Below are 14,713 nucleotides of genomic sequence, written 5' to 3' on the forward strand. Positions count from 1 at the left end.
GTCGTAGGGAGATGCGCCGGTGCCGGGGTAGGTGGGTCGGCTGTGGGTGCCGGTGTCGTATTCGGGTCGGGTGTAGGACCCGGTGTCGTAGGAGGGGCGGGTGTGGTCGCCGGTCTCGTACTCGGGTCGCTGCGGCGCGCCGTAGTCCGACCGCGAGTGGCTGCCGCTGTCGTAGGCGGAACGGTCCGGGCGGCCGTGCGTCCCAGGACCCGACAGCGGGTCGGGCCGCCCCGGGGCGGGGTACCCGCCGCTCAGCGGGTCGCCGGGCGTGCCCGGACCGGCGCCGTAGCCGCCCGTCGGGCGCTGGTGGGAGCCGGTGTCCATGCTCGACCAGATCGGCGATCCCACGTCGGAGCCCGACGAGGGGGCCCCGCGGAACCCGCCGCCCAGCGGATCCGGGTCGCCGATGCGCCCGCGCCCGCCCGTGCCGCCGTCATAGTCATAGGAGGACGGGGACGGGGAGGGCGTCGACGGCGTGTAAGGGGCACCGCCCGGTGCCGGGGTCGCGCCGCTCGCCGACGGCGCGCCCAGCGGGTCGCGGATCGGACCGGTGGACCCCAGGGGGTCGCCGAGCGGATCGGCGTGGGGTGCGGTCAGCCGGTCGGCCAGGGACGGTGAGCCCGGCGCCGGGGTGGTGCGCACGTTCCACGAACTGGAGCTCAGCGGGTCGTCCTCCTGCGCCACGGGCGCGGGCGGGGCCGCCGGGGCGGGCTCGCGGGTGGGCGGCAGCTCGGCGCGCTCGGGGCGCGGCGGCAGGGCCCGGCCGTCGTTGGGCGCCGGGCCGTCGTCGTTGCGGCCCAGGCTGGCCAGCATCGCGAGGTCCGCGGACGGGTCGGGGGTGCCGGTCGCGCGCGGCAGGATCGTGGTGGCCCCGGGCGCGCCGGCCGGCTCGTCCTCGTAGTCCTCGTAGTCGTCCTCGTACTCGTACTGGGTGACGCTGGGAGCCCGGTCGTCCTCGCGGTCGTCCCGGTCGTCCCGGCCGCGGCCCCCGCCTCCGCGTTCGCCGTCGTCGTCGCCCAGGCTCGACCAGAAGCCGCCGTCCTCGTCGTCGTCCCAGTCGACCTCGCGCTTGTTGCGCCGGGGCTTGGACTTGGGCTTGGGGCGCCGTTCCGTCCGCCCGGCCGGGCGCCGTCCGCGGCCGCGCGGGGCGTCGTCGTGGTCGCCGTCCCCGCCGTCCCCCGGATCCGCCTCGCGCCCCTCGTCGTCGGCCTCGTCGTATTCGTAGTCGTCCTCGTAGCCGTCGTCGCGCGATCCCAGGTTGAGCGCGCGCATGCCCAGCAGCAGGAGCAGCAGCACGGCCAGCACGACGACGATGGCGATGATGATGACGGTGAGGGTCATGGTGTTCGCACTACCTTGGGGAGGTCGGCCGCACACCCGGATTCCTCCGGGGACGGTCCCGGGCCGGTCAGAGCGGGGCGGCGACCGCCTGGGCCCGTCAAGGGGTGGCCTGCGGAGCGGGCGGGGTGCAGGCGACTCCTGTGCGGTCTCAGGTCAGCGTGCCGCGCGGCGAGTGGACGGATAACGGTCATCTGAAAAGGGGCGAGGGGCACTGCCCCACTGTATGCGCTGTCGCGCCCTGTGTGCAGAGGGCGATGGGAGCTTCCTCAGGGAATCGGGAAAACACGGGCCATCCCGGGCTACCTGCGGGTAACCCGGGATGTTCTGCTCATTATGACCCGGATCACTCCGTGCCGGTGACCAGGGACCCCCGCGCGATCGCGCGGTCGGCGATCGCCTCCAGCGTCGACGACAGCTCCGCGCCCTCGGGCAGGTCCAGCGGACCGTTCAGCGCGTACAGCGTGAACCGGTAACCGTGCGGGTCGTCCTCCTCCGGGCAGGGCGGGTCGTAGGCGGCCTCACCCGCGCTGTTGAGACCCTGGCGGGCGTCCGCGGGAACCGTGTTCTGCCGCAGCTCGCCCGACTGCGGGTCCAGGTCGAAGAGCACCCAGAACACCTCGGCGGCCTCGGGGTCGTCCACCACCAGCGCCAGGGACGCCGTGTCCTCGGGCAACCCCGACCAGCTCAGCGGCGGCGAGTACGTCTCGCGCTCGCCGTCCTCACCCGGCTCGGAACCGACGCAGGTGTAGGCGTCGGGCAGCGGGCGGCCCTCCTGCATCAACGGGCTGACCACGTTGATGTCGTCGGGCATGTCCCCGTTCTGTCCGGGGGCGAACAGGCCGCAGCCGGTGGTCAGCGTCAACGCCGCCCCCGCCACCAGAGCGCCGGTGAGCGCGCCGGGGGAGGGGCGGGGCGCACGGCGCGCCCCGGTCGTCCGGAGGGAAGGGAGGGCCGGGAACAATGTGGGACTCCTGCTGGACTCTGGAAAAGCGCGGAACGCCGTAGGGACGGGGCGCCCCGCAGGACGGAAACGGCCGCGGCGCGGTGTGCCGGAACGGTCCCGGCGCCGGGCGCGGCGAAGGGGACGTGCGCGAACACCCGCGCACGCTCCTCAGCGAACCTTACTGCGGACCCGACCCGTCCGGGGCGGCACGTCACGCCCGAATCGGCCCTGTGGACAACACCTCCCCACCGCCCCCGGGGGGCCATGATGGAGGGGTGCGGTTCTCCATTCTCGGCCCCCTGCTGGTGCACGACGCCTCCGGGGAGCCCGTGACCATCGGTGGTGCCCGGTTGCGCACCCTCCTGGGTCTGCTGCTGCTCCGTCCCGGACAGTGGGTGGCCTCCGACCACCTCCTCGAATCCGTGTGGTCCGGCGCCCCACCGGCCGGGCCGGCCAACGCCCTACAGGCGCTGGTGTCCCGGCTGCGCCGGACACTGGCCGCCGGGGCCGTGGTGGAGGGCGGACCGGAGGGGTACCGGCTGGACGTGGCACCGGACCGGGTCGACCTGTGCGTGTTCGAGGAGCTGGTGCGCGCGGGCCGCGGCCACCGCGCGGCCGGCCGGCCCGCCCCGGCGCTGGCCGACCTGGAGCGCGCGCTGGGGCTGTGGCGGGGCCCGGCCCTGGTGGACCTGACCGCGCAGGGGCTGGCGGGGGGCGTCGCCGCCCGCCTGGGCCAGACGCACCTGACCGCCCGGGAGGAGCGGCTGGCCGCCCTGCTCGACCTGGGGCGCACCGCCGACGCGGTGGCCGAGGCCGAGGCCCTGGCCGAGGTCGAGCCGCACCGGGAGCGCCCGGTGGAGCTGCTGCTGCACGCCCTGGCCGCGGCGGGGCGCACCGCGGAGGCGCTGGCGGCCTACGAGCTCTTCCGCGCCCGCCTCGCCGACGACCTGGGCCTGGACCCCTCCCCGCACCTGGAGGACGTCCACCTGCGCCTGCTCCGCGGCCGACTCTCCACCCCCGCCCCGGGCGGCTCCGGGAAGCTCGGGGCGGACGACACCGCCCCGCCGTCCACTCGCCCGGGTACCTCGGCCCTTGGGGCCCCTGCGGCCCCGGGTACGACACCGGCACCGACCGACACCGACCCCGGGGCCGAGGGAGCCGCGGCCTTCCCCGGATTCGGTGACGGCACCGCATCGGCCCGGGGAGAGGCCGATGCCGCGAGGCCCGCCGTGCCCACGGAGACGGCCGGGTCCGAGGACGCCGCGGCCCCCTCCCGGCGTGGCGACGGCACCACGGCGGCTCCCATCCCGGCCGATTGGCCTGCGGGGACTCCCACCTCGGCCGACCGGTCTGCGGGGACTCCTACACCGGTTGACCGGCCCGGGGCGGCTCCCACCCCGGTCGACCGGTCTGCGGCGGCTCCTACACCGGTTGACCGGCCCGGGGCGGCTTCTACCTTGGCCGACCGGCCTGCGGCGGCTCCTACACCGGTCGACCGGCCCAGGGCGGCTTCCACCTCGGCCGATTGGCCTGCGGCGACTCCCACCTCGGCCGACCTGCCTGCGGGGGACGGCGGCCACGGGGCGTCGGGGGAGCCGGGCGGGGTGCCGTTGCACCTGCCGGTGCCGCTTACCGGGTTCGTGCCGCGGGCCGAGGTCGGCGTCGCCGTCGACCTGCTCGCCCTCGGCCGCCTGGTCACCCTGCTCGGCCCGGGCGGTGCGGGCAAGACCCGGCTGGCCGTCGAGGGCGCCACCGCCTTCGCCGCCGGGCACCCCGACCTGTCGTCCCGCGGCGCCTGGTTCGTCGAACTCGCCCCCCTCACCGAGGGCGCCTCACTGGCCGAGGCCGTCGCCGACACCCTGGGGCTGCGCGAGCACGCCCTCCTCCAGGCCCGCTCCGTCCCACCGCCGCCGCCCGCCGAGCGCATCGCCGCGTTCATCGCCGACCACCCCGTGCTCCTGGTCCTGGACAACTGCGAGCACCTCGTCGACGACGCCGCCCGCCTGGCCACGCACCTGCTGGCGCGGTGCCCGCGCCTGCGCGTCCTGGCCACCTCCCGCGAGCCCCTGGGCACCCCCGGCGAGCACCTCCTGCCCGTCCCCTCCCTGCCCCTGCCCGCCGAGCACTCCCGGGCCGCCTAGGCCGCGGCCGCCTCCTCCGTCGTGCTGTTCACCGAGCGCGCCCGCGCGGTCCGCCCGGGCTTCGAGATCACCGACGACAACGCCCCCCACGTCGTGCGCATCGTCCGCGCCCTGGACGGCATGCCGCTGGCCCTGGAGCTGGCGGCCGCACGCCTGCGCGCGATGACCCCCGCCCAGCTCGCCGACCGGCTCGACGACCGCTTCCGCCTGCTGGGCGGCGGCGTCCGCCGCACGCCGCGGCACAGCACCCTGCGCGCCGTCGTCGACTGGAGCTGGGACCTGCTGGACGAGGCCGAGCGCCGACTGCTGCGGCGCCTGTCGGTGTTCGCCGGGGGCGCGGACCTGGAATCGGTGGAGCACGTCTGCGCCGATCCCGACCCCGACACCCCCGGCACCGTCGCCGGGCACGACGTGTGGACCGTTCTGTTCGCCCTGGTCGACAAATCCCTGGTGATCGCCGAAGAACCGCGCCGCGCCGACGCCCCGCCCCGCTACCGGCTGCTGGAGACCGTCCGCGCCTACGCCGCCGAACGCCTGGCCGACGCCGGGGAGGCCGAGGCCGTCCGGGACGCCCACGCCCACCGCGTCCGCGACCTGTGGAGGGCGGCCGACCCGCTGCTGCGCGGCCCCCGCCAGGGTGAGGTGATCGCCCGCCTGCACGACGAGAACGACGGCTTCGCCGCGGCGATGCGGTGGGCGGTGGAGCGCCGCGACGTCCCCCTCGTCCTGGACCTCATCGAGTACTCCCAGTGGTACTGGACCCTGAGCGACTCCTGGGAGCCGCTCGCCCGCTGGGCCGGGCAGGCCCTGGACCTCATGGGTGAGGAGGTTCCGCCGGGCCGCGCGGTGGCCCGTGCCGCCTGCCTGTTCCACCGGGCGGCGGCCACCACGGACTCCCTCAACGACGTCCAGGGCCATGTCCGGGCCATCGAGGAGGTGCTCGCCGCGGAGGGCCGCCTGCCGGAGGAGCACCCCCTGCTCATCTACTGCCTGATGTACCAGGCGATGACGGAGGACGAGCCGGGGCGGGCCCGGGGCAGGATCGTCCGTGCCCTGGAACAGCCCGACCCGTGGATGCGGGCCATGGTGCGCATCCTGCTGTCGTTGATCGACACGCTCGGCGGCCGCTCCGAGGCGGCCCTGGCGGGGGCGGAGACGGCGCTGGAGGAGTTCCGCGCCATCGGTGACGCCTGGGGTGTGTGCCAGGCGCTCGCCCAGGTGGTGGACTCCCGCCGCTTCGACGACCTGGAACGCTGCGAGGAACTGCTGGGGGAGGCGGTGGCCCTGTCCGAGGCCCACGGCCTGGAGAGCATGGCGACGGTGTTCCGGGTCCGCCGCGTCCAGATCCTCATCGCCGCCGGGGATCCGGCGCGGGCCCGCGCCGAGCTGGACCTGCTGGCTGCGCGGGGCCGCCCCGCCCAGCCGGAGCACGCCGTGCTGGCGCTGCTGGCCGAGGCGCAGTGGGAGCGCCAGGCGGGCGACCTCGCCCGGGCCCGGGCCCTGGTGGAGCGGATCCAGTCGATGATGGAGACGCTCGGCGGGTTCGCGCCCGCTTACGTCGAGGTCGGGGCGTGTGCGCTGGCGGCGACCCTCGCCTGGGACGAGGGCGATCCGGAACGGGCCCGGCGGGAGGCGGCGCGGTCCTGGTGGAGTGTCGCCGGTGCCATGGGGCCGATCCGGGCGGAGCTGCTGGAGGTCCTGGCGGCCGTGTCGGCGGAGGAGGAGCCGCATCTGTCGGCCCGGTTGATCGGGTGGGCGTGGGCGCTGCGCGGCGTCGCCGGTACCACCGACCCGTCCGTGCGGCACACCGCAGAACGCCTCCGCGACAAGCTCGGCGCCGAGGAGTACGCCTGCCTGGTCGAGGAGGCCGCGGCTCTGGCCCCGGACGAGGCACTCGACGTCTCCGCCCGCTGGTTGGCCGAGACCGTCCCGGAGGAGGTCCCGCCCGACCGCCGTTGAGCAGCCGCTCCGGCCCGCCGCTTTCGGTGGCCGAGGGCCGGTGCCGCACGGTTCCCCCGCACCGGCCCCCACTGAATCTCTGTCCCGGCCTCTGTCCCGTCCGGGCACCGCGCCGTTGCCCGGTGCGGCGTGGTTCTCCTGCCCGGGCAGGGAGCCGGCGCGGGAGAACAGCACCGGCTTTCTGCCGGGGCGCGGCCGTACGGGTGTGGTGTGCCGGGGCCGACGGTTGGGTCGGCGGCGGGACATCTTCGGCGGTCGGTCCTCGTCGCGGCACGCTGCCCGGCGGTCCGGGGGAGGCCCCGGGCCACCGGGTGCCGGCCGTTGCCGTCCGGGGGCGTGGTTCAGGTGCGGCGCCGGTAGGCCCACACCGCGGGTGGGAAGAACACCGCGGTGATGATCGCCGCCCACACCAGCGTCCACATCACCGGCCCGGCGACGTCGCCGCCGAGCATCAGCCCGCGCATGGCGTCCACGATGTGCGTCACCGGGTTGTTCGCGGCGATCACCCGCAGCCAGGACGGCATGCTGTCGGGGTCGACGAACGCCGAGCTGGCGAACGTCAGCGGGAACATCAGGATCATCCCGAACGCCTGCACCGCCATCGGGGTGCGCACGATCATGCCCACGAACGCCGACATCCAGCACAGGGCGAACGCGAACAGCAGCACCAGCGCCCCGGCGGCGAGCACGCCCACCAGGCCGCCCTCGGGGCGGAACCCGATGACCACGCCGACCAGCAGCACCATCACCACCGTGATCGTGTACCGCACCAGGTCGCCCAGGATGGCGCCGATCAGCGGGGCCGACCGCGCGATGGGCAGTGAGCGGAACCGGTCGAAGATCCCCTTCTCCACGTCCTGGCTCAGCGCGAACCCGGTGCCCAGCGTCGCGAAGATGACCGACTGCGCCACGATGCCGGGCATGAGGAAGTCCCGGTAGGCCTGCCAGTCGCCCATGAGCGCCTGTCCGAACACGAACACGAACAGCGTCACGAACATGACCGGCTGGAGGATGAGCCCGAAGACCTCCTCCGGGTTGGCCTTGATCTTCAGGACGCTGCGCCAGGCCAGCTGGAGCCCGTTGCGGACGGTGGTCAGCGGTGTGATGTGCCGGGGAACGTGGGCCACGGCCCCGCCCTGCGCCGATCTCTCCCTTGTCGTCACGGCGCTCATACGGCCGCCTCCTCGGTCTCGCTCTCGGCGGTGTGCCCGGTCAGGGCCAGGAACACCTCGTCCAGGCTGGGCTTGCGCAGGGACAGCTCGGCGACGGCCACCCCCTGCTCGTCCAGGCGGCGCACCACCTCGGGCAGCACGCCCGCGTCGGTGACGGGCACGCTGGCCACCAGGTCGTCCCGGGTGACCGGGGTGCTGGTGACCGCCTCGATGATCTTGGTGGCCAGCGGCAGCTGACCGGCCTCGACGGTGCGCAGTTCCAGCACCTGGCCGCCGGTCCGGTTCTTCAGCTCCTCCGGGGTGCCTCGGCTGATGACCCGGCCGTGGTCGAGCACCAGCAGGTCGTCGGCGAGCCGGTCGGCCTCCTCCAGGTACTGGGTGGTGAGCAGGACGGTGACCCCGTCGCCGACCAGGTCGCGGACCACGTCCCACAGGTCGTTGCGGCTGCGCGGGTCCAGGCCGGTCGTCGGCTCGTCCAGGTACAGCAGGGCCGGTCGGCCGACCAGGCTCGCGGCCAGGTCCAGGCGGCGGCGCATGCCCCCCGAGTAGGTCTTGGCGGGGCGGCCGCCGGCGTCGGACAGCGCGAACCGCTCCAGCAGCTCGTCCGCCCGGGTGCGGGCCCCGGCCCGGTCGAAGCCCAGCAGGCGGGCGATCAGCACCAGGTTCTGCACGCCGGTCAGCTCGTCGTCGACCGCGGCGTACTGGCCGGTGAGGCCGATCAGCCGGCGGACCTCGTGCGGCTCGCGCACCACGTCGAACCCGGCGACCTCGGCGTGCCCGGCGTCCGGCCGCAGCAGGGTGGTCAGGATGCGTACCGTCGTGGTCTTGCCGGAGCCGTTGGGGCCCAGGACACCCAGCACGGCCCCCGTCCTGGCGGTCAGGTCCACCCCGTCCAGGGCGCGCTTGCCCTTGAACTCTTTGACCAGACCCTCCGCGCGTATGGCGTCTGTCATCAGTTCCTCCGCTCGCATGTTCGACGTCCAGTCTCGTCGGCGCCCCTGACAGAACGCTGACATGCGGGGTCGCGCCGCCTACATATCGCTGACATCAGCTGTTCGGAACCGCCGGGCGCACAGGGGATCACGGGCCCGGGGCGGCCCTAGACTCGTGTCCGTGAACGACACCCCGCCCGACCCTCCACTGGATCCCTCCCCGCCGGACCCGGCGCCCACGGCCGGGCTGCGGCCGCCGGAACGCAGGGTGAGCAGGCGCGCGATCGGCGTCTGGACGGTACGCCTGCTGGTGGGAGGCCTGGTCCTCACGGCACTGTTGAGCGCGGCCGCGTGGGCGCTGACCTCCCTCGGATGGGCCTGGCCGCCCGCCTGGGTACGCGAGTACGCCCCGTTCGTACCCGTCGTCTACGGCGTGTACGCCCTGCTCCGGGTGGCGATCGTGCCGTCCTGGCGCTACCGGGTGCACCGCTGGGAGGTGACCGAGGACGTCATCTACACACGCGCGGGGTGGGTGAGCCGGACCTGGCAGCTGGTGCCGGTGAGCCGCCTGCAGACGGTCGACCACACCCAGGGGTGGCTGGAGCGCCTCTTCTCGGTGGCGACCCTGGAAGTGCAGACGGCCTCCTACGCCGGGTCGTCGACCATCGAGGGGCTGGACGCCGACGAGGCGCGCGGGCTGAGCGAACGGCTGGCCGTGCGCGCCGGAACGCTGCGGGACGATGCCACATGACGGACACCCCCGACGACGACCGCACGACACCGCCCATCCCCGCCTCCGACGCCGGTGCCGAGCCCGCCGCCCCGGATGTGCCTGCCACCGCGGCCACCGGAACCCCTGCGCCCACCCACCCGGACACACCTGCGCCCGCCGACGGCGATGCCGCGCCCACCACCCCGGACGCGCGAGAAGAGCCGTCCGAGGATTCTGAGGCCGGTGCGTCAGGGGAGGTGCCCGAGGCGGTCGAGGGGCCTGAGCCCGCCGAGGAGGATGGGTCCGAGGTCGTCGTCGGTGCCGATGCCGCGGCCACCGCGCCGTCCGGTACGGGCACGGCTCACCCGGGACCGGAGGCGCCCGAGGAGGCGCCCGCCTCCTCCGAGGCCGGTGCGCCGGAAGAGGCGCCTGATGCTACGGGGAGTGGTGCGTCCTCTACGGCGGATGCGCTGGGAGGGACGGCCGAGGTCTCCGGGGCCGATGAGCGGACCGGGGCGGCCGAGGGGCCGGTGACTTCGGGGACGGATGGGTTCAAGGAGACGCCTGGTTCCCCTGGGTCCGACGTCTCAGGAGGGGCACCCGGGTCCACGGGGGGTGCTGCACCCATAGTGGCGGATGGGCCCGATGGGACTGCCGTCGCCGCCGAGCGGGCCTCGCCTGCCGAGGTGGGTATGCCAGGTGTGCCGCCAGGGGCGGATGCGGCCGGACGGGGGCATGAGGCCTCTGTGCCTGGTGCACCGGGGGATGAGGGGCCGAGTGGGGCGGCGGGCGCCCCGGGGTTCGAGGCGGGGCGGGTGCGCAGGCTGAGTCCCCGGACCATGGTCGTGGGGCCCGTCAACCAGCTGCGCGGCCTGCTGCTGCCCATCATCGCGGGCCTGGTCGTGGGCGGGTTCAACCCGTGGGTGCTGGGCGCGGCCGGTGCGGGTGTGGTCGGCCTGCTCGTCGGCGGCTTCGTCACCTGGCGGACCACGAGGTACGAGGTGGCCCAGGACCACCTGGAGATCCGCAAGGGCCTGCTGAGCCGGTCCCGGCGCACCATCCCGCTCGAACGCATCCGGGGCGTGGACGTCACCAGCACCCTTCTGCACCGGATCCTGGGTGTGGCGGTGGTGCGCATCGAGGCGGCGGCCGGGTCGGCGGGCGGCAGCGAGGACGGCAAGCTCGACGCCGTGGACACCGCCGAGGCCGAGCGGCTGCGCCGGGTGCTGCTGCACCGCCGGGCGGTGCTGGTCGGGCGGGCCGAGGCGGACGACGGCGCCCCCGCCGAGGACGGACACGCCCCCGCTGAGGACCCGGCCGTCGAGGCGGGCACCGTCCACTTCGTCATCCCCCGCTCGTGGTACCTGTACGGCGCGCTGAGCCTGGGCTACCTGCTCACCCCGTTCGCGGTGCTGTCCGCCCTGTTCGGCGCGGTCCAGCAGACCGCCGGGGAGTGGGCCACGGACGCGTTCATCGACTGGGTGCAGGACTCCGAGCGCAGCGGCCTGGTGATGGTCGCCGCCGCGGCCGCCGTGGTGATCGTGCTGCTCATGCCGGTGTTCGCCGTGGTCTCCTACGCCTTCACCCACTGGGGTTTCACCCTGCGCGAGCGCGACGGCTCCCTGGTGGCCGAACGCGGGCTGTTCACCCGCCGCAGCGTCACCCTGGAGAAGCGCCGCATCCGCGGGTACGAGCTGCTGGACAACCCCCTGGAGCGGCTGCGCGGCGCGGTGCGCCTGCGCGCGATCGTCACCGGGCTGGGCGACACGGCGGGCCGCTCGGTGCTGCTGCCGATCGGCCCGCGCGCCCGGGTCGAGGAGGTCGTGGACCACGCCCTGGGCCGCTACACCGGAACGCTGCGCCGCCACCCGCGGGCCGCCCTGCGCCGCCGCCTGGTGCGTTCGGTGGGCCCGCCCGCGCTGGCACTGGCCCTGGCCATCGCGTTCGCCCCCGGCTGGGCCATCGCCCTGGCCCTGGTGCTGACGGTCGCCGGGGTGCCCCTGGGCGTGGACCGCTACCGGTCCCTGGGGCACGGCCACGACGGGGAGCGGGTGAGCGTCCGCTCGGGTTCGCTGTCCCGCTCCCAGGCCACGGTGGAGCGGTCGGCGGTGATCGGCTGGACGTGGAGCCAGACCCTGTTCCAGCGCCGCCCGGGCCTGGCCGACCTCCAGGTGACCGTGGGCGCGGGCGCCGGCGGCTACACCGCGGGGGACGCCTCCTTCGAGGAGTCGGTGGCCTTCGCGGCCCAGATCACCCCGGACATGGTCCGCCCGTTCCTGGCCGACCCGCGCCCCTGACCGGGCGGGGCCGGTCCGCGTTGGGTCAGCCGGCGTCCAGGACGTGGGGCCGCGCCCGCTCGGCCCAGGACGGCCAGCCGGGGTCGCCGTCGCGGACGAAGTCCACCCAGGCCCGGTGCGTCCTCTCCGCCAGTCCGGCGGGGGCGCCCGGGCCGGTCAGGGCCAGGGCGCCGGGGGTGCCCAGCCGGTCGAACACGAACGGCAGCTCCATGCAGTGCGCCGCGCCCAGGCCCGCGACCGGACTGCGCCAGCCGAACCCGTACACGTGCGAGGCCGCGCCCCGGTCGGCGCGCGCCCGCGCCACCCGACGCACCGGCCGCTCCAGCACCACCTCGCCGATGAGCGCCCCCGCCAGCATCCCGGTGCCCATCCCGGGCCGGCGCGCCCGGAGCCGCCGCAGGGTCCCCGGGCCCACCCCGAACCGTAGCGCCCCCAGGGCCAGCAGCGGCCACCCCAGGTCGCGGTCGGCGCCGGTGGGGGCCAGCCACAGCCGGTGCTCCTCCAGGGTGGTGCCCATGAGCAGGTCCAGGTGGTCGGCGGCGCCCGCGCGCAGCGCGTCGTAGGGGGAGCGCGGTACCAGGTCGCCGTCCACGGCCAGGGCGAACGCGGGGCCGCCGGTCAGCGGGTCGCCCGCGGCCATCGCCCGGTGCTGGGCGGTGACCAGGTCCTTGGGCTCCACCCCGGCGAAGGCGTCCCGGGTGGCGGGGATGCCCAGGTCCCGGGCGATGAGCCGGGTGATCCGGCCGGCCCGGTCGGGGGTGGCGGCGGTCAGCGGCCCGCTCTGGACGATCGCCCGCCGCACCAGCCGCCCGGCCTCGGGGTGGGCGATCAGCGCGGCGGTGGTGCCCGCCCCGGCGGACTGCCCGGCGACGGTGATCCGCCCGGGGTCGCCGCCGAACGCGGCGATCTCCCGCCGCACCCAGCGCAGCGCGGCCAGCTGGTCGGCCAGCCCCAGGTTGAGCGGGGCGCCCTCCAGCACGGAGAACCCCTCCGACCCCAGCCGGTAGTTGGCGGACACGAACACGATCCCGTCGCGGGCGAAGGCGGTCCCGTCGTAGGCGCTCAGGGAGTTGGCCCCGCGTACCAGGGCCCCGCCGTGGAACCACAGCAGCACCGGCAGCGAACCGGGTTCTGCCCCCTCCGGCGCCCACACGTTGACGTGCAGGTAGTCGTCGCCCAGGGCGTCCACCGAGGGCAGGATCTCCCCGATCGGGCCCTCGTAGGGGGCCTGCGGGGCGCCGGGCCCGTACGCGGTGGCGTCGCGCACCCCCTCCCAGGCCGCGGCGGGGGCGGGAGGTGCGAAGCGGTGCTCCCCGACGGGCGGCGCCGCGTAGGGGACGCCCAGGTGGCGGACGATCCCTTCTTGGGCGGTGCCGCGCAGTTCTCCGGTTCCGACCCGCACGGTGGGTCCGTCCGTCATGGCTGGTCTCCTCGGGGGATGGCGTGCTGCAGGGCGATCGTACGCCTCCCGGCGGTGAACGCCCCCGGGCGGCCCGGCCGCGGCGCCGCCTTCCGGCCGCCGGTGCGGCGGCCGGAAGGCGGCGATCACCAGGGCCCCGGCCGCCCATCCCGCTGACATGGCGCTGACACGGGAACGGTGCAGTTCCGGCCTCGGCTGTCCGGGGCGCGCTGACACGGCCTGCTGACACGAGGCTGACATGGGGGCTGACACGCAAACGGCGGTGGCCGCCCGGGGCGCGCTGATGCCGCCCGCTGACACGGCGCTGACATGGGAACATGGCGGCCCCGGCCCCCCGGCGTGCCGATGCGGTCCGCTGGCACGGAGACGGGGACGGCCGCGGGTGCGGCCGTCCCCGTGGGAAGCGTGCGGAACCCCGGACGGTCACTCGTCCTTTTTGGCCCCGAACATGATCTCGTCCCAGGACGGCACCGAGGCGCGGCGGCCACGGCCCTTGCGCTTGGGCGCGGGCCGGTCCCCGCCCGCCGCGGCGGCCGGGACCGGCGCCGAGGGCGCGGTCGGGGCCGCGTCGGCGGCCCGGCGCGGGGTCCCGGTGTCGTTGAGGTCGATGGTGGCCCGGCGGCGGCGCGGCGCGGGCTGGCTCAGGGGCGCCGCGGGCGGCACCTGGTCCGCGGCGGCCGACCAGGCCGGGCGCTCCCGCTGTTCGGGGCGCTCGTCCGCGGCCGGTGCGGTGCGCGGCCGCTCGGCCGGGCGCACCCGGGGGCGCGCCGGCTCCTGGTCCGCGACCGGATCGGCGGCCGTGGTGTCGTACCGCTCGCGCTCCTCCTCGAACACCGGGGAGGCCGGGCGGGCGGGCGCGTCGGCCGGGTCCCGGCGCGGGGTGTGCGGCTCGGCGTCCCGGTGCCCGCGCTCGTGCTCACGCTCGGCGTCCCGGTGTCCGTGTTCGCGCTCACGCTCGGCGTTCCGGTGTCCGTGTTCGCGCTCGGCGCGGCCGTGCCCCGCGGGCTCCTCGTGCCGCGGAGCGGGGTGCCCCTCGCGCTCGTCGCGCCGACCGGACTCCGCGTACCCGTCCCGGTACGCGGATCGCTCGGCGCGCTCCGCCTCCCGGCGCTCAGGGCGCTCCCCCTCGCGGTGAGTGCGCTCCGTGGCGCGTTCGGCCTCCCCGTGCACGGAACGCTCCGGGGCGCGCTCGCCCCGCTCGGCCTCCCGGTACGCGGGACGCTCCTCCCGTTCCGGGGCGGGCTCGAACCGCTCCGCCTCCCGGGTCTCGAACCGCTCCGTGTCCCGGGGCGCGGGCTGCTGCGGCCGCGCGGCCGGGGCGTCGTACCCGCGGTGTCCGCGCGGTTCGTCGGTCCACCGGTGGGCCTGCTCCTCGCGCCGCTCCACCCGCTCGCCGCCCCGCGGAACCGGGCCGCCCTCCTCGCCGCGCGGCACGGACGGCCGCAGCGGGTCGTCCAGCGGCCCGTCGGTGCGCCGCAGTCCGCCGACCCGCTCGGGGGCGGACCGCGCGGAGGGGCGCTGCACCTCGGCCTCGGCGCGCCGGGGGGCGAAAGGGGTCACGTTCGCGGTGGGGGAGGGGGCGGGGGTCGGCGAGGAGAACCGGGCGGCCTCCTCGTCGGCGGGGGTGACGGTGTTGTGTCTGGGCTCGTACAGCCAGTGGGCGACGCGTTCCTCGCCGCCGTCCAGGAAGACGAGCTTGAGCTGCCAGGTGCGGTCCTCGCGCTTCCAGGAGTCCCACACCGCGTCGCCGGTCTCCAGCTGGTGGGCCCCGATCCGGCGGGTGACCAGCTCCTCCA

The 14,713-nt window shown here is 75.9% G+C and carries 10 protein-coding genes; 4 read left to right on the forward strand and 6 right to left on the reverse strand.

What is annotated here, in order from left to right:
• Both ACJOT3_RS23600 and ACJOT3_RS23605 read right to left on the reverse strand, forming a co-directional pair.
• Positions 1-1,341: hypothetical protein (locus ACJOT3_RS23600; protein WP_406975283.1), on the reverse strand; the 1,341-nt coding region annotated here is incomplete at its 3' end.
• A 343-nt stretch (positions 1,342-1,684) separates the two neighbouring features.
• On the reverse strand, positions 1,685-2,302 hold the full coding sequence (locus ACJOT3_RS23605; protein WP_406975284.1) for a YbhB/YbcL family Raf kinase inhibitor-like protein: 618 nt from the start codon (positions 2,300-2,302) through the stop codon (positions 1,685-1,687).
• Positions 2,303-2,559: 257 nt separating this feature from the next.
• Between ACJOT3_RS23605 and ACJOT3_RS23610 the strand changes: the two genes are divergently transcribed.
• Complete coding sequence (locus tag ACJOT3_RS23610) at positions 2,560-4,425, forward strand: AfsR/SARP family transcriptional regulator (RefSeq protein ID WP_406975285.1); 1,866 nt, start codon at positions 2,560-2,562, stop codon at positions 4,423-4,425.
• Positions 4,426-4,446: 21 nt separating this feature from the next.
• Positions 4,447-6,384, forward strand: coding sequence for an ATP-binding protein (locus ACJOT3_RS23615; protein WP_406975286.1), 1,938 nt, complete (start codon positions 4,447-4,449; stop codon positions 6,382-6,384).
• A gap of 341 nt (positions 6,385-6,725) precedes the next feature.
• On the opposite strand, the gene ACJOT3_RS23620 is transcribed toward ACJOT3_RS23615, so the two are convergent.
• Positions 6,726-7,556 carry an ABC transporter permease gene (locus ACJOT3_RS23620; protein ID WP_406975287.1) on the reverse strand — a complete coding sequence of 277 codons (831 nt, stop codon included), beginning with the start codon at positions 7,554-7,556 and terminating at the stop codon, positions 6,726-6,728.
• Positions 7,553-8,509, reverse strand: a complete 957-nt coding sequence (locus ACJOT3_RS23625) for an ATP-binding cassette domain-containing protein (RefSeq protein ID WP_406975288.1) — start codon at positions 8,507-8,509, stop codon at positions 7,553-7,555. The genes ACJOT3_RS23620 and ACJOT3_RS23625 overlap by 4 nt, the downstream gene beginning before the upstream one ends.
• 154 nt (positions 8,510-8,663) lie before the next feature.
• Between ACJOT3_RS23625 and ACJOT3_RS23630 the strand changes: the two genes are divergently transcribed.
• A complete protein-coding gene (locus ACJOT3_RS23630) occupies positions 8,664-9,239 on the forward strand; it encodes a PH domain-containing protein (protein WP_406975289.1) in 576 nt (191 codons plus the stop codon).
• Positions 9,240-10,039: 800 nt separating this feature from the next.
• Entirely contained in the window at positions 10,040-11,497 is a 1,458-nt protein-coding gene (locus tag ACJOT3_RS23635) for a PH domain-containing protein (protein ID WP_406975292.1), read from the forward strand.
• A gap of 25 nt (positions 11,498-11,522) precedes the next feature.
• Here ACJOT3_RS23635 and ACJOT3_RS23640 read toward each other — a convergent pair whose 3' ends face one another.
• A complete protein-coding gene (locus tag ACJOT3_RS23640; RefSeq protein WP_406975290.1) occupies positions 11,523-12,917 on the reverse strand; it encodes a carboxylesterase/lipase family protein in 1,395 nt (464 codons plus the stop codon).
• Positions 12,918-13,340: 423 nt separating this feature from the next.
• Positions 13,341-14,713 (reverse strand): septation protein SepH (gene sepH, locus ACJOT3_RS23645; protein WP_406975291.1); only part of this gene is annotated, 1,373 nt, incomplete at its 5' end.

Origin of the sequence: Nocardiopsis protaetiae (genome assembly GCF_045446735.1) — a bacterium.
GTDB classification, from domain to species: domain Bacteria; phylum Actinomycetota; class Actinomycetes; order Streptosporangiales; family Streptosporangiaceae; genus Nocardiopsis; species Nocardiopsis protaetiae.